The sequence below is a fragment of the Alteromonas sp. AWM4_230 genome, from assembly GCF_056158305.1.
In genome coordinates this window covers 3,159,419-3,182,494 of sequence record NZ_JBSWTB010000001.1, presented here as the reverse complement: position 1 = coordinate 3,182,494, position 23,076 = coordinate 3,159,419, and the positions used below count along the sequence as shown (strand labels likewise).

The 23,076-nt window shown below is 44.5% G+C and carries 13 protein-coding genes; 9 read left to right on the top strand and 4 right to left on the bottom strand.

Translation table 11 applies throughout. The features are described from left to right. The first annotated feature begins 168 nt into the window (after positions 1–168). From ACXACS_RS13670 to ACXACS_RS13660, 3 genes are all read left to right on the top strand, one after another. Positions 169–3,927 (top strand): ATP-binding protein, encoded by a 3,759-nt coding sequence (locus ACXACS_RS13670; RefSeq protein ID WP_474807331.1) that lies wholly within the window; start codon positions 169–171, stop codon positions 3,925–3,927. Positions 3,928–4,051: 124 nt separating this feature from the next. Next, entirely contained in the window at positions 4,052–5,116 is a 1,065-nt protein-coding gene (locus tag ACXACS_RS13665; protein WP_474807329.1) for an isoaspartyl peptidase/L-asparaginase family protein, read from the top strand. Positions 5,117–5,297: 181 nt separating this feature from the next. Further along, positions 5,298–5,717, top strand: a complete 420-nt coding sequence (locus ACXACS_RS13660) for a CBS domain-containing protein (RefSeq protein ID WP_474807327.1) — start codon at positions 5,298–5,300, stop codon at positions 5,715–5,717. A 227-nt stretch (positions 5,718–5,944) separates the two neighbouring features. Here ACXACS_RS13660 and ACXACS_RS13655 read toward each other — a convergent pair whose 3' ends face one another. The 3 genes from ACXACS_RS13655 to ACXACS_RS13645 form a co-directional block, all read right to left on the bottom strand. Continuing rightward, complete coding sequence (locus tag ACXACS_RS13655) at positions 5,945–8,170, bottom strand: phytase (RefSeq protein ID WP_474807325.1); 2,226 nt, start codon at positions 8,168–8,170, stop codon at positions 5,945–5,947. Positions 8,171–8,175: 5 nt separating this feature from the next. Then, complete coding sequence (locus ACXACS_RS13650) at positions 8,176–9,294, bottom strand: metallophosphoesterase (protein ID WP_474807323.1); 1,119 nt, start codon at positions 9,292–9,294, stop codon at positions 8,176–8,178. Positions 9,295–9,375: 81 nt separating this feature from the next. After that, complete coding sequence (locus ACXACS_RS13645) at positions 9,376–12,081, bottom strand: TonB-dependent receptor (RefSeq protein WP_474807322.1); 2,706 nt, start codon at positions 12,079–12,081, stop codon at positions 9,376–9,378. Between the two features lie 374 nt (positions 12,082–12,455). On the opposite strand from ACXACS_RS13645, the gene ACXACS_RS13640 reads away from it, so the two are divergent. The 6 genes from ACXACS_RS13640 (at position 12,456) to ACXACS_RS13615 (ending at position 21,684) form a co-directional block, all read left to right on the top strand. Further along, positions 12,456–13,367 carry a diguanylate cyclase domain-containing protein gene (locus ACXACS_RS13640; RefSeq protein ID WP_474807319.1) on the top strand — a complete coding sequence of 304 codons (912 nt, stop codon included), beginning with the start codon at positions 12,456–12,458 and terminating at the stop codon, positions 13,365–13,367. 62 nt (positions 13,368–13,429) lie between these two features. Next, positions 13,430–14,707 carry a helix-turn-helix domain-containing protein gene (locus tag ACXACS_RS13635; protein ID WP_474807317.1) on the top strand — a complete coding sequence of 426 codons (1,278 nt, stop codon included), beginning with the start codon at positions 13,430–13,432 and terminating at the stop codon, positions 14,705–14,707. 461 nt (positions 14,708–15,168) lie between these two features. Then, on the top strand, positions 15,169–16,515 hold the full coding sequence (locus tag ACXACS_RS13630) for a Na+/H+ antiporter NhaC family protein (RefSeq protein WP_474807315.1): 1,347 nt from the start codon (positions 15,169–15,171) through the stop codon (positions 16,513–16,515). A gap of 100 nt (positions 16,516–16,615) precedes the next feature. Then, positions 16,616–20,611: an ATP-dependent RNA helicase HrpA gene (hrpA, locus tag ACXACS_RS13625; protein ID WP_474807313.1), complete on the top strand. Its 3,996-nt coding sequence runs from the start codon at positions 16,616–16,618 to the stop codon at positions 20,609–20,611. A 314-nt stretch (positions 20,612–20,925) separates the two neighbouring features. Then, positions 20,926–21,228, top strand: coding sequence for a PilZ domain-containing protein (locus ACXACS_RS13620; RefSeq protein ID WP_118495239.1), 303 nt, complete (start codon positions 20,926–20,928; stop codon positions 21,226–21,228). A 201-nt stretch (positions 21,229–21,429) separates the two neighbouring features. Continuing rightward, positions 21,430–21,684 (top strand): DUF2061 domain-containing protein, encoded by a 255-nt coding sequence (locus ACXACS_RS13615; RefSeq protein ID WP_474807311.1) that lies wholly within the window; start codon positions 21,430–21,432, stop codon positions 21,682–21,684. 109 nt (positions 21,685–21,793) lie between these two features. Here the strand turns inward: ACXACS_RS13615 and ACXACS_RS13610 are convergent, their stop codons facing one another. Next, entirely contained in the window at positions 21,794–22,987 is a 1,194-nt protein-coding gene (locus tag ACXACS_RS13610) for a class I SAM-dependent rRNA methyltransferase (RefSeq protein WP_474807309.1), read from the bottom strand. Positions 22,988–23,076: the final 89 nt, after the last annotated feature.

Below are 23,076 nucleotides of genomic sequence, written 5' to 3'. Positions count from 1 at the left end.
TGCTGTTGGTTTTATACCCAATAATTCAGACATTCGAAAGGCTAGAGTGACGTTGTAACTTACGGTTTTATCGTTTGTTTTTATATAAAAATTTTAGACTGTAAACTTGCGAAACAAACCATCTCTGACTAGTTTTAGGTTATTACAAGTTATACGGAAATTATTGGCTTGTCAGTCCTTCCATCTAAACCAGCGTTTAACGAAGCTAAAAGTACCTTTATATTGGCTACTGTGCTTGCTACCTTACTGATTGTGTTGGTTGTTAGTTTGTTTGAAAGCAGTATAAAAGCGACGGCGGAGAGTCAGGCGTTTGAGGCCTTAGAGAAAAGCGCATTAAGCGTGGAAAATGTCGCCGAAACACAGCTAGTCAAACATCTCAACGCCCTTAATTTTTTGCACCAAACGCCGCCGATAAGCGGAATAGTTAGAGCTACGCAGAACAATAAGTTAGACCCTAAAGATGGCACTACGCTTAAACAGTGGAAGCATCGCTTAGAAACTATATTTGTCGCTTTTATCGAAAATAACACAGAAATCGATCAGTTAAGGGTCATTAAGGTAGACGAAGAAGGGAACGAGTTCTTAAGGGTCGAGCGCGAGGGCGGGAGTGTTTTAATCGCCAGCAATACTGATTTACAGACGAAAGCAACACGCAATTATTTCATTGAAAGCGCTAAAAGTAATAAAGGACAATTTTACATTTCCGATATCAACTTGAATCGGGAATATGGAAAATTAGAATACCCCTACAAAAGCGTCATTCGGCTTTCCTTACCAATCTTTAGTGAAAGTGGCGAGCGTTACGGAATGTTAATTATGAACGTTAACGCGCAGTACATGCTTTCTCAAATGACCCAATCCTTAACGAGCAACCAGTCGCTCTATGTCACTGACCGTGATGGCTATTTTGTAGTACATCCCGATAGCCAAAAATCCTTTTCTAAAGACTTAAACCCGTCTGTAACGTGGCAAAGCGAATTCTCAGTATCTCAATTCAACGGGCGCGGAAAGATTACCTCCAAAAATGAAAGCCAGAGCGTACATTACGCTGTTTCAAGGGCGTTCACACTAGGAGCGAAAGGTCAGGGCTCAGGCTTTTACTTGCACATTTTACTACCGCAATCTCAAGTGAGTGCGCTGATAAATGAAAAGCGGCTGAGCGTTTACAGCGTGATTGGTGTCATCTCTATCATCTTTGTAAGCATTCTGCTTTTTGTTTATCGCAGTAATAAAAAGAATATTGAGCTAGCCAAAGTGCGTGGTGAATCAGCTGCTATTGTGGATATTTCAAAAGATGCCATTTTTAGTGTGGATTCTACGGGTATTGTCAAAAGTTGGAACAAAGCTGCGGAGTCCCTTTTTGGGATCCCCTCCCAGATAATCCTCAATCAGCATTATTCATCTTTCGAACCACTATCCTTATCAAGGTTAGAGGACGAGCTTGTTAGAGGTGGCAAGCAAGTTACTTTCACCACGCCTTATGTCGATGATGATAAAAATGCGCGTTCACTATTGATAACTACCTCAACGATATGGGGAGAGCATTCACAGTTTTCTGGCGTAGCTGTAGTAATTAGAGACATTACGGATGAACAAAAAGCGAAAGATGCCATTGAGCGAGTCAACTTAAAACTTGAAGAGAAAGTGGTAAGTAGAACAAAAGAGTTGGTTGAGGCAACACAAGAAGCGCGTAAAGCAAGTAAGGTGAAGAGTTCATTCATTTCTAATATCAGTCATGAAATGCGCACGCCCCTCAACGGGGTAGTGGGCTCTTTAGCTTTATTAAAACGCCAACCGCTTAACGAGAAGGCTGAGCAACTGGTCTCCATGATGGAAATCAGCTGTAACAACTTAAACGTGCTTATAAATGATGTACTAGATCTTTCAAAAATAGAGGCGGGTAAACTGGATATTAACCAGCAAAATTTCGAAATACTCTCTCTTATCGAGTCTATTGCTAAAGTGTTCGCTATTAAAGCGGCAAGCAAAGGACTAGAGTTACTGGTGGATACCTCAGAAGTACCCAGGATAGAAATTAACTCAGATCCTCACAGAATTAACCAAGTATTGAGTAACCTACTTAACAATGCGATTAAGTTTACCAAAACAGGGCACGTTAAACTTACTCTGTTTTTAAGCGAATCGGTGTCTGACGTTCTGCAGTTACATTTCAGTGTTGAAGATACAGGTGTTGGTATAGCAAAAGACAATCAGCCCAAGCTTTTTTCAGCGTTCACCCAGGCCGATGCCTCAGTGGCGACACAATACGGCGGTACAGGGCTAGGACTATCTATTTGCAAGCAGTTATGCCAATTATTAGGTGGGGATATTACCTTTGAGTCGGAGTTAGGAACGGGGAGTAAGTTTTCGTTTTACATTTCACTTCCCGATACTACATCGGACAATGAAGCAAGTTCTGACAAAATTGAACAAGACGAGAAGTCACTTCTTAGTAACGTTAAAGTTGGCGTTTCATCTGCTTATTTACCGCTGCAAGCGCACATATGTAAACTTGCTGAGTATGTAGGCGCTACTTCTGAAGTCTTAGATGGGCCCGCTAGTGCTATTCAGTGGCAAGATTACAATGTACTTTTACTTGATGAATCCAGCGCTTTAATTGGTGAAATAGACAGAGAATGGGAGCGAAATGAAAAGAGCGGAAAGGTTAGCAAAATGCCCGTGGTTTATATTCTTCAAAAGCTAGAGGGGGCACCCTATGCGTTTACGCATTTGACGCCTTTGTACCTACCTAAACCCCTTTTCCGCTCTACGTTTATAACGGTAAAGCAAGGGTTAGATGTTGTTAAGTATGGTGGTTTGATTAAAAAAGTCACCACTGAAGACAGCCTTAGTCGTGCACCACAAGCCGAAAATTGGGCTGAAGACCATATTAAATCACACATTTCAATTGAAAATACTCGCTTACTTATCGTTGATGACAATATGATAAATAGGGAAGTGGCTAAGGGCGTACTAGAGTGTTTACCTTGTAAATTATATACCTGCGCAGACGGTGAAGAAGTCGTTGCTTTTCTGCGTAAATGCGATGAAAAAGGGCGTCGTATTCACAGTGTTTTAATGGATTGCCAAATGCCTAAAATGAATGGTTACGAGGCGACTCGTGCTATTCGAGAGGGAAAAGCTGGAGCAATGCATGCCGATGTCCCCATTATAGCGATGACAGCAAACGCTATGCTGGGCGAGAAGGAAAAGTGCTTAGGAGCAGGGATGGACGACTTTGCCACTAAACCGGTTATTGCAGATGTACTTATCCCAAAAGTCAGGCAGTGGCTAGTAAATCAAGTTACCAAGGTGGCTGGCACCGAGCTTGAAAATTCAGATATTGATTCACAAAGCGCTGAGCGCACCAAAACTTCTTATTCAGAACCCGCTGATAAAACAAGTAATAGCGCGTCGTGGCCCCCCTTAGTAGACAGCTTGCTTGGCGCTATTGATAGAGATTTAGCGCACAGTACTGAGTCTATGAATGAAATAATCGATTCACACGAAAGCACTGATGCTCCTGTTCGTTCTGAGCCTAGTGACGCGTTAGGTGAGCAGGAAAGTATTTCTAACGAGCAAACGAATAAAATAAGCAATGACTGTTGGGAAAAAGAGGATGCTATAGCACGAATTATGGGTGATAAAGCTTTATTTTCTCGGGTTTGTGAGCTCTATTCTCAAAGCGCACCTGAAAAATTTAAACTTTTAGAAAGGGCTGTTGAGAATCAAGACTTTTCACAAATACAAATTCTGTCGCTTAAACTCAAAGGAATGTCTGCTGATATAGGTGCCGTGCAGCTGAGAAAAGATTTTGAATCACTTTGGGAGTTATCAAAAGTAGCTGATTGGGAGAAAGTAAAGGCGTTGCTTCCATCTATCGGCGACGATCTTAATACCTTTTTAGAACTTCTTGAAGTAGCCTAGATTATCATCTTTTAGTGTGTCATCTTAATTCGCTATAAATACGATAATCACATCGCTCGTTTGTGTTGGTTTCATCTGCCACGGAACTAAGCGGTGTTTTATAACTTTTAAAGGAGTTAACCGTTTGAACCTTCCTCGCATTTTTCATCAGTCCAATAAAACTCGAAATACCTTATGTGTAATCAGTGCCTTAGTAGCTTCGCTAACGCTCGTTAGTGCTAACGCATCAGCGGCTGATACTCACCAAGAAAGCTCACGGGTTGCCATCGCCATTCATGGCGGAGCCGGCACTATTTTAAAGTCTTCGATGACGGCTGAAAAAGAAGCGGCGTATAAAAAGGTGTTAACGCAAGCAGTACAACACGGTTATACCTTGCTGCAAGACGGTGTAAAAGGTGAAGTTGCGGTGGTTGAAACCATTAAAATTCTTGAAAGCTCACCTTTGTTTAACGCGGGCATTGGTGCTGTGTATACCTTTGACGGCGAGCATGAACTTGACGCGTCTATTATGCATGGCGGAAGTAAAAACGCAGGTGCGGTTGCGGGTGTTAAGACAATTCGAAGCCCAATAGAAGCAGCGCTGCTGGTAATGAATGAATCTCCACACGTTATGCTTTCCGGTGAAGGGGCTGAAGATTATGCCAAAGAGAATGGCCTTGAGCAGGTGGACAATTCGGTTTTCGATACTGAGTTTCGCAAGCAGGCTCTAGATAAAGCGAAAGCCCGTATGGAGCAGGCTTCAAATGGTTATGGTTTACAGCAGGGCAACGAGCGCTTTGGAACCGTAGGGGCGGTGGTACTAGATGGCGAGGGCAACATTGTGGCCGGAACATCCACCGGCGGAATGACGGCTAAACGATACGGGCGTATTGGTGATTCACCGGTGATTGGTGCTGGCACCTATGCCGACAATGAAAGCTGTGCGGTATCGGCTACTGGGCATGGTGAGTATTTTATACGATACAACGTAGCAGCAGATATCTGCGCGCGGATGAAGTACCAAGGTTTGTCGTTAAACGACGCTGCGAATACCGTGGTGAACGACGTGCTAGTGAAAGCTGGTGGTGATGGTGGTGTAATTGCTATTGACGCAAAAGGTAACGTTGCAATGCCGTTTAATTCAGCGGGAATGTACCGCGCGAGCATTGATGTAAATGGCAATGTGAAAGTCGCAATCTACAAAGACTAACCACTGCAAAAAACATTTGTTATTTTAATGTTAAATGCGCTGGCTTGTAGGCAACGAAAGGTCTAATCTTAAAGTGTGGGGGAAAATTGCTTTCACATGTGGTTAATAATAATTGAAGTGCCGTAACGCCCAATAAGTCGCAGTATCGGTCACATTAGGCGCCACGGCTGGAGAATTGAAAATGGAATCGTTGCAAGTCAGTGATTATATGAATACTCACCCAGTGAAGCTTAATGTCGATATGCCCGTTGCGCAGGCTGTCGAAGCGTTGTTAGCCAGTGGGCAAAGTGGTGGGCCAGTGCTTGATGTAAAGGGAAAGGTCGTGGGCTTTTTATCCGAGCAAGACTGTATCGCTCAAATGATAGCCTCAAGCTACTATCGCGAACAAATTTGTAGGGTCGGGGAAATCATGAAAACGCCGGTGGTTTCGGTTAAACCTTACATGTCTGTGATAGAGCTAGCGCAATTGCTGCTTAAAGAGAAGCCGCGGGTTTACCCGGTAGTAGATGATGATGGTGTGCTTTTAGGCTCAATTAACCGAACAGCTGTGCTTCGCGCCATTGACGTTCAATTAAATGATGGTTATCAGCGAGCAGGCTAGTTGACATTAGATTTTGCGCTGCCTATGTAAGCTTGTCTGCAAAACCTAAGGCTGTCTGCAAAATCTAAGGGGGTATTTGCGATGTTTAAGGCAATGCAACCTTAAGCGCAATTAAACTACAGCGATAAGTCAGCAAGTTTTGAGAGTAAAGGGAGAGGTTAAGCTTTAAACTTCCCCCTTTCTCTATTATCGGCGTGGGTGTTGATGGTTACTCACACCATGTGCCTTTAACCTTGTCTGTTTACTAAATCTCTTATTGCGTTTTTTAGCGTTGTACCTGCGACAAGTTTAAAGTTTTGCTTTTGGCTTGGCATTACGTTTCGGCCATCTTGTACTACCCACAGTCCTTCAGTAAAAGCACCGCCAAGGTTGGCATTTGTTGCTTCTAGCCCGTCAGTTTCCGATACCCCGTCAATTTGTTTTGCCTTGTCAGCAGCAATTTTAATTAGCCCCATAAATGTTAACGTTTCAGGGTTTTCTTCATCTATATGATAGATGGCGTAGCTGTTATTGCCCTGACTTGATGCAATGAGGTATTTCTTGTCATCAACGGTAAATAGTGCCAAGCCCTCTACATCAGCTTCAACCGGTGGTGTTATTGCTGAAATAAATGTAGGTGTATTATCAGTAGAGCTGATATCCAGCGCCCAGATGCCTGCGGCCTCTTCACCAAGGTAAGCAGTATTGGTGTCTACCACGCAGCCCTCAGGCTGTGAGGGAAGAGAGAAGCTCTGACTTAACTTTCCTTCGACTGCTTTGCCTTGGTTGATTGATAATTCATATCGCTCGAAGCGACCACTGGTATCGTTCGCAAATACATGAGCTATACCGTTATTGACAAAAAGGCACATACCATAAATGTCGCTAAGCGTTGTTTTAATCTCACCTAAATGGGCGAGGTTGCCGTTATGATCTATCTCCAAAACAGACAAGCTGTTATGTGTTCGGTTGGAAGCAACGGCAATATCAGTAAACTCATTTTTACTGCCGATGTTCACAGTGTTTACCGCAACCCGGTACCCAACATCAACGTTATTAACTCTTCCTATCGGCAGGCTCTGAAGTTGCTTGCCGGTAAGATCGTAGGTATTCAATGCGCCTTTTTTGTCGGTGCCAACTATGCGACTTTCTGAAGGGGCCTGTGAGTTAACCCAAATAGCAGGGTCGTCAGCTGCATCACCATAGTTTTGCACAGGCTGAGTTTGCGCTAAGGGTAAAACAGTGGCCACCTTATGTTGGGCAGAAGTTTCGGAACCGTTTTGAGTGTCATCGTCTTTTTTAGCAAGACACCCATCGTTAAAATATGCGGCGGCCAAACTAGCCGGCAGTTCTACAGAATAAACCCTGCCCGATGCATCATCATCGACTACCACAGAGATTCCTTGCCCTTCTTCATTTGCAAAAGTAGCTAACTGAATAAATTCAGGTTCTATGCTTTCTGCGGTCCCATCTTCATCGCGCATCAAAGTTACGAACTCAGCATGACATTGACTTTGAAGCCATACGCCGCTTTTATCTGGGCTTACCCAACCGACAAGGCCGCTATTTGAATTTAGGGTTGTAGAGGGTAAGACGCTCACGCCTTCTACTGGTGTATCTGCGTCATGAAAGATAAGCGTTTTCTCTAACTCACTTTCTATATGGGCGTTAATCTTCCATACCCCGGCGAACTCGTCCGCTAAATAGATGTTTTGTGTTTCTAGGTCAACACTGCAACTTTTAATGCCAGGGCCTATGGCGAAACTGCGTAGCGATAAAAACTCATCATGGTGCAGTTCATATTGATTAAGGGTGCCTGTGGCATCCACATTGATAATGTGAGGGTGTCCTTGCGCACTCATTGCTGCGCAAATGGCCTCAGAGCCTTTGGCGGGTTGGCTAAGCTGCTGTTGCACTGCCAGGGTGTCAACAGATATGCGATACGCTTCAATATGTTGCGTGTTGTTATTAAACACTACCAAAGACACCCATTGTTTGTTCGTAGAGTTAGCTACTTCAGCGTGGGCAAACGCGTAGCTGCCTTCAATAAATTGAGTTTTACCTTGGCGGTTAGTAAGTGAAATGCCTTTATGCTCGTTTATTTGAAGGTCAATAGCATGGGTGTCTTTGTAAGAGTGACTTTTCTTTGACGACGCTACCTTGAGCGCATGATTGCCATGGGTGTCATTGTAAGACGCTGCTGGCATGGGTGTCTTTGTAAGCGCTGTGTTTTTTGTGCTGTTAGCATGGGTGTCTTTGTAAGCGTTAGCTTGATCAATGTTTTGGTAATAAAGTGTTTGCTCAAAACCTTTTTTAAGATGTGTAAGCGTAAGTACAGTGCCTGTAGGCTCGATTTGGCTTTTTGTGGCTGTTGCATTTTGAGCTGCACAGCTAAAGAGTGCGGCTAGAGCACCGGTAAAAACGACGGTCTTTGCTACTGCTCGGTGTAGCCCTTTTGTTTTTTTGTTATCCATTGTCATTATTGATCCTGAATCGTGGTCGTCGAAGACGCTTTACTGGCTTTATTCATTGTGTGGGTGTAAATCGTCTTCCCATAGTGATCGATGTAATTAAGGAAGATGTTTTTAGCTGTCATACTCACACTGACAAAGCCGCCGGTCGATTTTGCGAATTGTGTAAAGTCGTAGTGACTAACAGGGCGCACTTCTGAGCCGCCACCGGACACTACGTGCACTAGGTCATCCCCGGGTAATTGGTTGTGTTGAAGATCGTGCTCGTGCCCGGCAATGTAAAGGTTCACGCCATGTTCGTGAAAAATCGGTTCTAACACGTCTTTGATAGCGTCTGTTTTACCGTAGCGTTTACCACTTGAATAAAGTGGATGATGGCCTATGACAACTTTCCAGGTGTGTTGATCGTTGCCTAACATAGTATTTATCCAATCAAGCTGTTTAGATGCCCCTTGTGAGTAAGCTTCCTGGTATTTAGCTTCGCCTGCATAGTCGGGGTTTAGCGGAGACGTATCGATAAACAACAAGAGAACTGAGCTTCCATCGTCAAGCTTTAAAGTCTTACTGTAATACTGCGCCGGCATTTCCCAACGTCGACTCTTAGTGCTGTAATCTATTTGCGCCTGCCAGTTTCCGCGATAGTCATGGTTACCCAACACAGGGTACCAGTCGATGAATAAATGAGGTTGATGATAAATGTTTTCGTAAGAAGACAGCCAGTAAGGGTCGTCAACTGAGGCAACACCATTGTCGTAGAAGTTATCGCCGGTGGTTGCGATAAATTCTGCGTCTAGTTGGTAACTTGCAATATCTAGCCATTTAGCAACGTGTTTTTGATAAAAGTGGCCGTTGCGGCCCCAATCACCTAACGTTAAAAAAGAAACCGCGTCATCCGGTACCGATAAACCTTCAATAGTGGTGTGCACATAATAATTGTGTGAATACTGCTCGTTGGTAGCCTTCGCATTTTCAATAGCTACGTCAGTTTTTGCCGCGGAGTAAGCGGGGCTTGTTTGCTCTGCCTTTACAAGTTCTGAGGTAAGGCAAAAGGTGAAACAAAACGCAATCGCAAACAGAGTTGCGAATGTTGGCTTTGTCGTTGGGGCGAGTGTGGGTAAACCGTGCATGAAAAACTCTCAAAAGCAGATGACGCAAGCCCCATGTTAGAAGCTTGCGAACATCTGAATAATAACAACAAATAAAAGTGACTAGTTAAGCTGCCAAGTGAAACCTAGCTCAAAGGTACGGCCATACTCTTCGTACTGCGCGTTTTGACTGCGTGTATCAAAGTAGTTATAGAAAGGCTCGTCACCTAGGTTTATGCCGTTGAAATACACCTGCATGCTGTCGTTAATGTAATAGCGGGCCATGAAATCAATTTGTACATGGTCATCTTCAAACCTCAGCATATCACCGTCAATTTCTTCGAAGTTTTCACTTTTATACGTAGTAGCAAGTCGTACACTGAAATCATTCGCTTCGTAACCAATGGTTAAGTTGCCAATGCGATCTGACTGGTTAGGTAACTGAGTTTCGAAAGTTTCACCGTCTAAGAATGTGGTGGCTTCAGAGTCCGTGAACGTTGCGTTCGCAGATACAATAAACCCGTTGTTAAAGGCTTTGACCCAAGACAGTTCTAAGCCCGTTAAATCGGCAGAGTCTCCATTTATTGGCTGAATAACTTCTTCAAAACCTTCCCAGCCAGTGGTACCTGCAACATCGGCATACACAACAAAGTTGTCGATATTTTTATAGAACAATCCTGCTGAAATTACACCAATGTCACCAGGGTAGTATTCAACTGACAAATCAACGTTTTGCGCTTCATAAGGTTGAAGTTCTGGGTTGCCCACTTCTGCCTCACGTTCCGTAACGAAAACGCCATCGTCTTCTTCGGTTTTACTTTCGATAATTTGAAACGCAGCCACATCTTCAAATTTTGGACGTGAAATGGTTTGCGTGTAGGCGGCACGAAGCTGTAGCTTGTCAGAAAACGTATATCTGGCGTTTACACTCGGTAGCCAGTAGTCATAATCGCGCTCAGCTTCCCATGGTGTGTTGACCACTTCTTCTACATCAGTTTGTTCGTTTTCAACAAGCTCTACGCGCATGCCTGACGTTGAAAAGTCGGTGCGCTCATAGCGAACACCGGCAACCAAGTGAAGCTTTTCAATATCAACGCTGCCCATTACGTAGGCTGCAAAAATATCTTCTTCGTTTACATATGTGGCACCGCGAGATTCAACTTCTGAATTAAGGCTGTCTACTTCAAGGCTTGAGCGGTTATCGTTAAAGTAGCTGCGCATTACGCCGCGATTAAGCCCTGGCCCGAAATTATCGAGTGCATACTCTGGGCTAGCAGTACCAAACTGAGAGGCATCTAGCCCGTCAAAGTCACCATCAAAAATCGTGATGCTGCTGTCTCTGTCTTTTTCTCGGCTGCGGTATTTTGAACCGAATTTGAATTCACCAATGTATCCACCCAGGTTAACAGGGCGTGATGCGTCAAATTTAATACTGGTTTCGGTATCTTTGGTGTAGTTATCTTCAAAACTGATTTCATCTACCTCGTAGGTAGATAAGTCCATGGCATCAGCGTTTTGTGAAACCGTTGGGCGCATGGTGTTTAGATCAGCATCAATGCTGTCGTTTTCTGTTTTAAATACATAATACAAAGCGTCTGGTTCGTCTTCATCAGACTTTGCATAACCAAGTTGCCAGTTTGCTCTCCAGGTTTCTAACTGGTGCTCACCACCTAGTGCCACAGTAAAAATGCTCTGGCTTTCGTAACGATCTTTACTTTCTCTTTCTATTTCCGAGTCTTCACCGTCGAAAGTGAAAATGTTGCCTTGACGGTATTCGTCATCAGAAAATTCGCTGTAAAGTGTGCGAAGGAAATACTGGTTGTTGAAGTCGGGGCGAAAATCAATGTTCAGCGCACTACCTAAACGCTCGCGAGTAATTGTGTAGTCACGCTGCTCCAACTCGTCATCACCGTTACTTTCAACGTTATCTGAACCAAAGTCTCTGTCAAAGTAAGAGATAGCGCCGGCAACACCCCATTCAGATGAAAGCTTTTTAGTAAAGGTGCCAGACAGCTTTGGACTGGTTTTATCCACTAAGTCATTTTGACTTGCTTGTACAGTAACGCTTGCGGTGTCACGGGCTTTATCGAATGCACTTACACTTTTTACCGCCACCGAGCCACCAATGGCGTCGCCATCCATATCTGGGGTTACAGATTTCGATACTTCTAAAGTTTGAATAAGTTCTGAGGGAATAACGTCAAGGGCAACAGAGCGTACGCCTGACTCCGGCGAGGGAATATTTAGCCCGTTGATGGTTACGTTATTAAGGTTTGGGTCGATACCGCGAATTCCTACAAAGCGACCTTCGCCTTGGTCACGTTCTATAGAAAGACCGGGCAGACGTTGTAGCGATTCCGCAGCATTCTGATCAGGAAATTGACCAATAGCGTCTGCCGAAACAATAGACGAGATACGGTCAGATACGCGTTGCTGGTTAATGGCGCTTGCCTGTCCGCTTCGTTGGCCGCGCACCAGAATCTCATCGATGGTATCGCCGCTACCAAATTCGACGGCAGCGCGGGCAATACCATTGTCTGTCACGTTAATCGTTTGCGTGACTGTGTCTTCACCAAGATAAGAGATTTCTAAAGTATAAGTGCCTTCAGGAATAGAAGGGAAGCGAAACGTGCCGTCTCTGCCAGCTTCGGTCACAAGTCCTAGCTCAACAATTCTAATTTGTGCGCCTGTATAGCTGCGTGCTTTGGCGGCGTCTTTTACTGAACCAATAATGACACCATCCGCCGCTAAAGCAGGCGACGCAACGCTAAGACCTAGCGCCGCTACGCAGGCAAGTGTAAGAGAAGAGTACGCGGTTTTAATTTTCATTTATTTTCCAATCAATTAAGCAGTCAATAGGAGTGTGAAGTAAGTGCTAAGTTAATGACTAAGTACCCTAAGAATGCTCCATGACAGTTATATGACGATTGAGTGGAACATGGGGCTTACTTTCGGCAAATGTCGCTAATTCTCAAATCGGTGAGCTAAATTGACCCTGACCTAAGTTTATGATTTTGTATGGTTTTATCTTGTTTTTTGGCGTTCTTTGAATAGGTTGCCATCAATATGTCACATTGATGAGCCAAACTGACCCTCGACAGTTTCATCAAATTTGGGCAAGACTCTCGTTTTGTTTTAAGCGCTGGAAGCCGCTGGACTGGCGCGTGATGTATTCAATATTAGAGATTTCCAAAGAGAGCATTATGTTTACCTTTACAAATTCAACACAATTTAGACATCACAAGCTTTGGCTGGTATTTACGTTGTGCGTGGTAACTTTGGCGGTTTGCCTAGCTTTTATGTTTGGCAATGCAAAAGAAAGCACCGTGATATCTGGCCTAGATATTGTGGGGGAGGGGAGCATCGCTTTTTTAACGCTTGCGTGGATGCTAGCAGCGCTCGCTAGCCGTCCTCCTGGAAAAGTAACTAGCCTTCTTATTATAGGGCTAGGCTGTTTCTTGTTTTCTGTCAGTTTAGATTTTTTAGACGAATTTTTTCATTACCCCGAATCCGCTTACTGGATAAGTATGATTGAGTCTTACCCTGCTGCGGTGGGGATGGTAGTGATGACCGCGGCACTTTATCAATGGCACCTAGAGCAGCGTGCGTTAAATTTGCAATTACGACGTCGTGAGTGGGACGTTCGGGATCACGATGCTATCGATCCTATTACTCAACTTTACCGCGCAGAATATTGGAAAGCACAAATAAGTAAATTACAGCAATCCGGGAAGTCGGCTGTAATTGCCATCATCGATATCAATAACTTCTCTTTGTTTAACCAAAAGCACGGGTATACAGAAGGCGACAGGTATCTACACGACATTGCGCAATTGGTGATCATGAATTTGCGCCAGCAAGATCTAGCGTGCCGTTACGCTGGTGATAGGTTTGCTATTTTGATGCCAGACGTCTCGCCCATGCAGGCCGATGTTATCTTGAATGATATCAAAGTAAGTATTCAGCATCTGGCTTTTAGACATAGCCTCAATGCCAACGCTATTTACACCACCGCACGCAGTGCTCAAGTGACTTTGTTACCTAATCAGCGCCTTGCGACTGTGCTTAACACCATGCTGTTAGAGCTTGAGCGTTCTCATGACAGTGCAGCGTAGTTTGGACAGTTTGGTGAGACTAGTTGGTGTATGTGCACGAAGATACCTGCGGTGAATATCTAATGGATTTAACACTACCACGGCTCAACGCTCTGCGAGATTCTGCAAACGAAGATACAGCTGCAGGTGCTGAACGGTGTCACTCAACACGTGTATCTAGCATGGGTGTCTCTGTAAAGAGTGATGTTGATGGGTTAGCGGTGGGTGTCTCTATAAACGGTGATGCTGATGGGCTTAGCATGGATGTCACCGGTAGTGATAGTGCTGGTAGCTATCATGTAGTGATGTCTAGCCAAGATAAAGTTATCGCTGGGTATTGGCTGGTACAGGCAGTACTCAATGTGGCGCTCTCTCGTGGCGGTAATAAGAATAAGCTCTTGCGCGGTACAGGTATTTTTGAGGAGTCGTTACAACACAATTCGTTAGTAAGCATAAACCAATATTCATCGCTGTTAGCCAATGTTCACAGCCAAACCAAAGGTAACGATGTCAGTTTTTTACTGGGTGGTGCTTTCGCTTCGCAGTGGCTTACTAGTCCGCTACATGTGCTTAAAACATGTGAAAATATTGAGCAGCTACTTTTACACCTTACTCAACGCCAAACATTTAGGTGGTGTAGCTTACCGCTATGTCAGTTTCAGCGGTTTGAAAGTGCCGACAAAATAATACTAGTGCCTCAGTTTACAGGCATAAGCAGCAAACAGATTCAGTTCACTCTTGAAGCGGCATTTGCAACGCTAGTGGCGCTCATTAAAAATATTGCGAATAAGCGAATAGCTTTGTCTTTTACCTTCACAGGCAGTCGACCGAAGAATATCGCTGACTATGAAACGCACCTTGGGCTTAAATTATCGTTTAATAGCCGTTTTAACAGTATTTGCATTGAAAAAGGTGCAGCAAGCCAATCCTTAGGGCTGACGGCTCGGCCTACAGACTCTGCTGAATCGCACGTTTCTTTAGAAAGTTTATCGAGTAACAGCGCAACGCAAACGAAGAAACGGACGTCTATTGAACAGCAATACCGCTTGTCTTTACCTGATTTTGTGAGGCGTTACGTTTGTACTTCGTCTAACACGCAGTCGCCAAATATCGGGTTGCCTGAATTGGCGGAAACCCTAGACGTCAGCGTGGCTACGCTGAAACGGAAATTAAAAGAGTTCGGCACTAGCTATCGCGCTCTGTCTGAAGAAGTTCAACGCAATCATGCGCTTTTACTTTTATCGGTGCACAAGGTGAGTAACGAGGTTGCGGCCAACGCAATGGGTATTAACGATTTGCCCAACTTTCGTCGTACGGTAAAACGACTAACAGGGAAAACCCCTAGCGAACTTAGAAGTTGAACAGAAACCGTAAAACGTGTTCGCCCCTTATTTGTTGAGCATAAGACCTCTGTAAATGACATCTCAGTGCACTATTAATCCTACGATATAATTATGTGACGCTGGCCCTTAACAACAAGATGGCTGTAGTCTCTCTTTAAACAACGCAATACTCTTTGTCGCGTCAGCTTAACGCAGAACTACTATACCTGCCGTAATACGACGCAATTACAAACTTTGTAAGTCTCATTGAGAGGGTAATAATCTGTTAGGCCTGAAATGACATAGTCACTGGAAAGTAAATGTCTTTTCAATATCCTTAAAACCTTTTATCCTTTGCAGCCTTAGCTTTGCATCGTCAAAGACCAAAAAGATATGGTCTTGTTGAAGCTTGTTTTACGCACTCGCACCCTCAAGGTGGCTGTTCAGCGTAGCCTTTAAACTTTTGCTGTTACGCAATTAAAACCAAAAGAGAGTTTTCTGTGCACGAAAATAACGACATTGCACCAAATTCTATCGCACCCAATCCGTTAGGTTTAACGCCTATTTTGCTTTTTGTAATTCTTGTTGTAGTGACAGGAATTACCACAAACGATATTACTGCGATGCCTATTTTGGTGGCGTTTTTTATCAGCGCTGGGTATGGCCTATGTTTAAATCCGAAAGGTAAAAAGGTCAGCTTCTCTGAAAAGGTACAAACCTTTTGTAAAGGTGGAGGTGATAAAAACATTATTCTTTTGGTGCTTATATTCCTGTTAGCCGGTGCATTCTATGCCGTGACTATTGATATTGGTGCTAGGGATGCCACGGTTAACATGGCGCTACAATTTGTGCCTTCCGCACTGATATTGCCGGGCCTGTTTTTGATTTGCTGTTTCATATCATTTTCCATGGGTACCTCCATGGGCACCATTACCGCGCTCTCACCCATAGGTGCAGGCCTTGCCACAAGTTTAGGGCTGCCGGTGGAAATGGCGCTGGGTATTGTAGTGGGGGGCGCTATGTTCGGTGACAACCTTTCGTTTGTTTCAGACACCACCATTGCCGCAACACGAACGCAGGGCGTGCAGCTAAAAGACAAATTCAAAGCAAACTTAATGGTGGCCGTGCCAGCCTGCATCGTAACCATGGCATTACTGCTTATGGTCGATGTTGATACTTCTGGCATTGTTGAAGGCGGCAGTTACGATTTTTGGCGCATAGTGCCGTACTTGTGCATTATTGCTTTCGCGCTAACAGGGTTTAACGTCATCAGCGTACTTGCAGTGGGTATTGCCAGTGCCTGCGCAGTGGGTCTGGTTCAGGGTAGCTTTACGCCACTTTCTATGATGCAAAGCATTCAAAAAGGGATGGGCTGGATGCAGGACTTGGCGATGATTGCCATAACCATAGGCGGCATTGTGGCATTAATGCACGCTAACGGCGGTATAACTTGGTTAATCGAACGCTTAACCCGTAAAGTCACGTCTAAGAAAGGCGCGGAATTTAGTATTGCTGGCTTGGTCAGCTTTTTAGACATTACGACAGCAAACAATACCATTGCGATTGTTACCGCAGGCCCAATTGCTAAAGACCTGAACGAAAAATACGGCGTAGACCCACGCCGTACCGCGTCATTACTGGATATCTTTTCGTGCAGCTTTCAAGGCTTAGTCCCTTACGGTGCGCAGCTTTTGAGTGCAGCGGCCGTAGTGGGCATTTCACCTTTGGCCATTACGCCTTATTGCTGGTACCCCATGCTTATTTTTGTGTTTGGTGTGGCGGCCATTTGGTTCGGTTTTCCCCGTTTTAAAACGGCGCAAGACGATGAATTAACCCAAAGCGCTTAAATTCTCGTAACGCTTAACACACTGGCTTTTTAGGGCGGTATCTTCTAGGATCACCGCCCGAATTTTATTGATGATTAGAAACTCGCTTTAGGATGTCACTTTGTCTTCACCACTTGCTATAAAACCTCTTTACAACAAACTAGACGATTGTTTAAGCGCAGATAAGTTTCGTTTGAAGCGCAGGATCACGCAGCTTGCACAAAAAGTGAATGATACATCTGGTGTTGACGGAAAAGGAGCAAAGAAAAAAGCAGCTAATCCCAAAGGTTCAATACAGGACAACGCGGTTAGAGAAGAAAGCCTTAAAAAGCAGCTCGAGAAACTAGAAAGCGACATCAACACATCAATAGAAAAGCGTAATTGGCGTAAAGACAACCTACCCAAAGTTGAATACCCACCGCTGCCGGTTAGCGATAAAAAAGAAGACATTAAAGAAGCGATTGCGAATAACCAAGTGGTTATCGTGGCCGGTGAAACCGGCTCGGGTAAAACCACACAGCTACCTAAAATATGTCTAGAGCTAGGTCGCGGTGTAAATGGCATGATTGCTCATACTCAGCCAAGACGTTTAGCAGCAAGAAGCGTGGCTACGCGTATAGCCGAAGAGCTAAATACGCCCCTTGGTGAAAAGGTGGGTTTTAAGATTCGCTTTAGCGATCAGGTAAGCGAACGAAGCTACGTTAAGCTTATGACCGACGGTATGCTGCTAGCTGAAATGCAGCAAGACCGCTTTTTAAATCAGTACGATACTATCATCATCGATGAAGCTCACGAGCGAAGCCTCAATATCGACTTCTTGTTAGGCTATCTGCGTCAGCTGTTAGATAAGCGCCCCGATTTAAAGCTTATCATTACCTCTGCCACCATTGACCCAGAGCGATTCTCCAAGCATTTTAATAATGCGCCGATTATCGAAGTGAGCGGTCGTACTTATCCGGTAGAGATTCGTTATCACGCGCCAGAAGATAATGATGACGATATTGATCAAAGCGACGCCATCGTAAATGCTGTCGACGAGCTAATGCGCGAAGCGCCGGGCGATATCTTAGTGTTCTTAAGCGGCGAGCGCGAGATACGCGACACCCAAGATGCCTTGAGCAAACAGCATTATCGCAACACTGAAATCGTACCGCTTTACGCTAGGTTATCGGCAGCAGAGCAAAACCGCATTTTTCAGTCTCACAGCGGCAGACGCATTGTTCTTGCCACTAACGTGGCCGAGACCTCATTAACCGTACCCGGTATCAAATACGTAATAGATCCGGGGTTTGCCCGTATTTCACGCTATAGTGCTAGAAGTAAAGTACAGCGACTGCCCATTGAACCAATATCTCAAGCCTCAGCGAATCAGAGGGCAGGGCGATGCGGCCGTGTGTCTGACGGTATTTGTATTCGCCTATACAGCGAAGACGACTATTTAGGACGCCCAGAATTCACTGACCCAGAGATCCTGCGAACAAACCTTGCTTCGGTTATTTTGCAAATGCTTGCGTTAGGGCTAGGCGACATCGCTGCTTTTCCATTTGTTCAGCCGCCTGATAACCGCAATATCAACGACGGTTTTCGCTTACTTGAAGAAATCCAAGCTATTGCGAAAGGCAAAGCTAATAGAAAAACGAAGCAAAGCGGCATGATGCAGCTTACCCCGCTGGGTCGTCAGGTAGCACGATTGCCCATCGACCCACGCTATGCACGCATGGTGATAGAAGCCGAGCGCACAAACGCGCTCAGCGAAGTTATGGTGATTGCGGCGGGGCTTTCAATTCAAGACCCACGAGAGCGACCTCAAGAAAAACGCCAGCAGGCAGACGAGAAACACAGCGAATATCACGATAAAGATTCAGATTTCATAAGCCTTTACAACTTGTGGGTGACGTTTAGAGAACAGCAAAACGCACTAAGCCAAAATCAGCTCCGCAAATGGTGTAAGCAGAATTTCATCAACTATTTACGTATGCGCGAGTGGCAAGACATTGTAAGCCAACTTAAAAAGTCTATTGCTGAACTGGGCTTTGGTATTTCTAAGCAAGAAGCCGACTATCAGGCTATTCACCAAGCTATTGCTAGCGGCTTGCTGTCGCACATGGGCTTTAAAGATAAAGACCGTGAGTATATGGGGTCACGCAATTCACGCTTCTTAATTTTTCCAGGCTCAGGGTTATCAAAGTCTCAGCCAAAATGGGTAATGGCAGCTGAGCTTGTAGAAACCTCTAAGCTATTTGCCCGTATGGTGGCAAAAATAGACCCAGCGTGGGTAGAGCCTTTAGCTGAACACGTTGTACAAAGAAGCTATTCAGAGCCCCATTGGTCTAAAAAGCGCGGCGCGGTTATCGCGTTTGAAAAGGTTACTCTGTTTGGGCTGCCCATAGTGATGAAGCGTGCGAAGGTTTATAGCCTTATCGACCCGCCAATCTGCCACGAGCTATTCATCCGCGAAGCCTTGGTAGAGGGCAATACTAAGCTCAATAACAGCTTCCTACAGGAAAATCAGGCACTGCTGGAACAAGCGGATGAATTTGAACAAAAGACTCGACGTCGCGACTTGATTGTAGATGATGAAGAGCTTGTAAGCTTCTATGCTAAACGTATTCCGGTTGAAGCCAATAATGATGCAGCGTTTAAAAAATGGTTTAGACAGCACGGAAGCAACGACAGTTTAACCTTTAAAGAAGAAGACGTGTATCGTCAGCAGCCTGGGCAGTCGGTAGCGAACGCGTTCCCTGACGTATGGCGGCAGGGCAATATTACGCTGCCGCTACGCTATAACTTTGAACCCAACGCTGAAGATGATGGCGTAACTGTTGTCATCCCGCTGCCTGTGCTTAATCAAGTTGATAACGTAGGTTTTGATTGGCTGGTGCCGGGACTAAGGCACGACCTTATTGTGGGGTTAATTAAAACCTTGCCAAAACGCTTGCGTCGTAACTTTGTGCCTGCGCCTAACTTTGCTGAAGCATGTCTTGCTGATATCAGTGAAACAGATAAAAACAACCGTCCGGTGCCTTTGCTTGAAGCCGTAACCGACAAGTTACGCAAAATGACAGGCGTTATTATTGAAAGCGAAGAATGGAATATAGATCAGCTTGATAAGCATTTGAAAATGCACTTTGCGGTAGTGAACGACAACGGTGATGATATTGCCAAAGGTGACGACCTTCACGCGCTTAAACAACAGTGTGCAGGGCAGGTCAAGCAAACCTTTGAGAAAGCCGCAACACCGGAGTTAGAGCGCAACAATATCGAACAGTGGGATTTCGAAAGCTTGCCAGAAACCTTTGTGCAAAAGGTAGGCGGGTTTGAAGTTCAGGCATTCCCAGCACTTGTGCAAAAGGGCGATAAAGTAGATATTGCGCTCATTGAAGAAGCGGATAAAGCGCAGTCGCTACATAAGCAGGGTGTTAATGTATTGATTAAAAACGCCATGCCGTCACCCCTTAATTATTTGCAAAGCAAATTACCGAATAAAGCCAAGCTGGGTTTGTATTTCAATCCATTTGGGCAAGTTAAAGCACTTATCGATGACTGTATTTTTGCGGGTATCGACGCCATTGTTAGTGATTATTGCAAAACTAACGACACTGACATTCGAAATAAAGCTGATTTTGAGGCCTGTTTAGAGATTGCTCGAGCGAATATTAATGACAGAGTGTTAGAAATCGCAAAGCAGGTAGAGCAGGGGCTTACCCTTGCTCACCAATGCCAAAAGCAGATGAAAGGCAATGTACCGCTAACGATGATTAACGCGTTAGGTGACTGTAAAGCCCATCTTGCGTCATTGGTGTTCCCTGGCTTTGTTTCTCAAATTGGTGAAAGTAGGCTGGACGATTGGAACCGCTATATTAAAGGCTTGGCTCGTCGTCTTGAGAAGCTTCCCATTGACCCCAACAAAGACAGAATGCATCAGGTAACGGTAGAAAAGTCGATTAAAGAATGGGAAAAAGCGTGCAGTAAGTACCCCAAAGGTAAAGTGCCTCAAGCCCTCGATGATGTGCGCTGGATGATAGAAGAGCTGCGTGTTTCTCTGTTTGCGCAGCAACTTGGTACGGCATACCCCATATCAGCGAAGCGTATAACCCTCTATTTAGCAGACTTTTGATGACGTTCTCGATATAGACAATGTGTAACGCATAGCTTTTCAAGCACGAAGCGCATCTACATAGACTGGTTAATTATATTAGCGCCCCATAATGCAGCGTATTGTGGGGCTTAATTATTTGTACCTAATAAGCATACAGCCGTTCTGTTTTATCGATAATAAAAGATAATCGTCGACTCATTGAGGTAAGACCAATACTACTTTTGCAGCATTGTTGAATAAAAACTAGACAGTTCGATTGACAAGTTATCGCCATCAACCTATAACAACAATTGTAGTCGTCAGCGTAATGCTAAAAATCAGGAGAAGTAGACATGTTGGGATACGACGATAAGCGAAATTTTTTCAGGATGATGGTAAATTCGCCGTGTCAGTTGCAAATTACTGACGATGAGTCGAGCCGCACCATGCAGGCAATGTGCAAAGATATAAGCGCCACAGGAATGTCGTTAGAAGTTGATGAACCCTCAATTGAGGTAGGGACGCAAGTGAGTGTTGCTATAGAATCGTCTAGCTCACAAATCCCTTCTTTGGCCGCCCTAGCTACGGTTGTACGCTGTGAGCCTGAATCTGATTCGAGCTGTATTATAGGCGTTGAAATTTCTCAGATGAAATAGGTTATTCCCAGGTAAAAAGGCGAAATTAACCTCGCCTTTCCATCGCTATTACAAGCGTCACAAGTATTCGGTCGTCGCTTATCATTCAATAAAGCGAATAAGCTGTTCAGTTTTTTCTATTTTAATCTTTTCTCTCAATTGATAATAATTCTCATTAATGCGAAAGCAAACAGAATCTAAACTTTTGAGAGAGCGATAATTATGAAAAAGACAATTACCTTTGCTGTTATGCACTTTTCAGTAGCCTTTACTGTAGCCTACCTACTTACGGGCAGCTTAGTAGTAGGCGGCGCGGTAGCATTAGTTGAGCCAGCAATTAATACTGTGGCCTTCTATTTCCACGAAATGGTATGGAAAAAATTAGAGGATAAAGAGGTGGTTACTGAAGGGCAAGCAAGTGAGTCTTCACAGCAGCTATCTAATGGCTTTTCAAATAATATAAGCTTTGCTTCTTAAAATGTAAGGTTTATTGCTCGCTTTCTAAGCTATTTGCATAACCTATCGTTAATTCAATAAGTGAAAGCAGCGCCCAAGTTTCTATAACAACGAGGGCGCTTTTTCATTTCTAATCGTCGGTGACTTCACAAACTAGACCTTTCAAATAGTAGCCTTCAGGGTAGCTACCAATAATAGGGTGGTCAGACGCTTGATTTAGCTTTGCAATGATTTTTATAGTACGGCCAGCATCAAGGGCAGCATCGGCGACAACCTTCTGGAATAAATCGGCAGGCATAAGACCTGAACAGCTGAAAGTTAGCAGCAATCCGCCAGATTTAACTGTGTGAATGCCATACATATTAATGTCTTTATAGCCACGCGCAGCACGGTTTAATGTAGCTTTACTGTCAACAAATTTTGGTGGGTCGAGTATGACCATATCGAACTGTTTGCCCTTTTCGTGATATTCACGCAACGCTTTAAATACATCCTTGTTTACATAGTGCGCCTTATCTTCATCTAATCCGTTAATTGCCACATGATGTTTAGCTAAATCTAAAGCTGGTTGAGACACATCAACGTTAGTCACCGACTTGGCACCGCCCGAAAGGGCATAGCAAGAAAATGTGCCTGTGTAGCTGAAACAGTTTAGTACGTCAGCATCTTTTGCGTAGTGTGCTGAGGCAGCACGGCTATCACGCTGGTCGAGATAAAAGCCGGTTTTATGGCCATGTTCTATATCAACAACAATATTAATGCCGTTTTCTTTTACTGTAACCTGCATGGGTGGCTCGCCGTGAAGCACGCCTGTTACCGGCTCTAATCCCTCTTTTTTGCGTACATCAACGTCACTACGCTCATAGACGTGAACATCAGGCATTAGCTTGGTGATTGCCCATACTATCTTATCTCGGTGCTTTTCACCGCCAGCGCTTAGAAGCTGCACCACGGCAACATTGTCGTACAGATCTATAGTAATACCAGGAAGACCATCACTTTCAGACGCTATCCAACGAAACGCATTCGTTTTGCTTGGGTCAAACAAGCGCTTACGCAGCGTTAGCGCAGTTTCTAAACGGCGCAAGAAAAAGCCGTTATCAATGCTTTCATCTTTTTTAAACGTCCACATGCGAACGCGAATTTTAGAATTTGGAGAATATGCGCCTCGCCCTAACCAATCGCCTTCAGAGTCGAAAACATCTACCGTATCGCCAACCCGCGCACGGCCTTTTAACTCAGCCACGGCGCTCTCGAAAACCCAAGGGTGTTTGCGGCGAAGTGATTTATCTCTGGATGGTTGTAGTATGACCTGTGCTGACATGTAGGCTCTCGTGGTAATTTAAAAATATATATCTGTTGTAAGCCACTCTATAGGCTTACGGTAATGGCCGCGATTATACGCATTTTCAA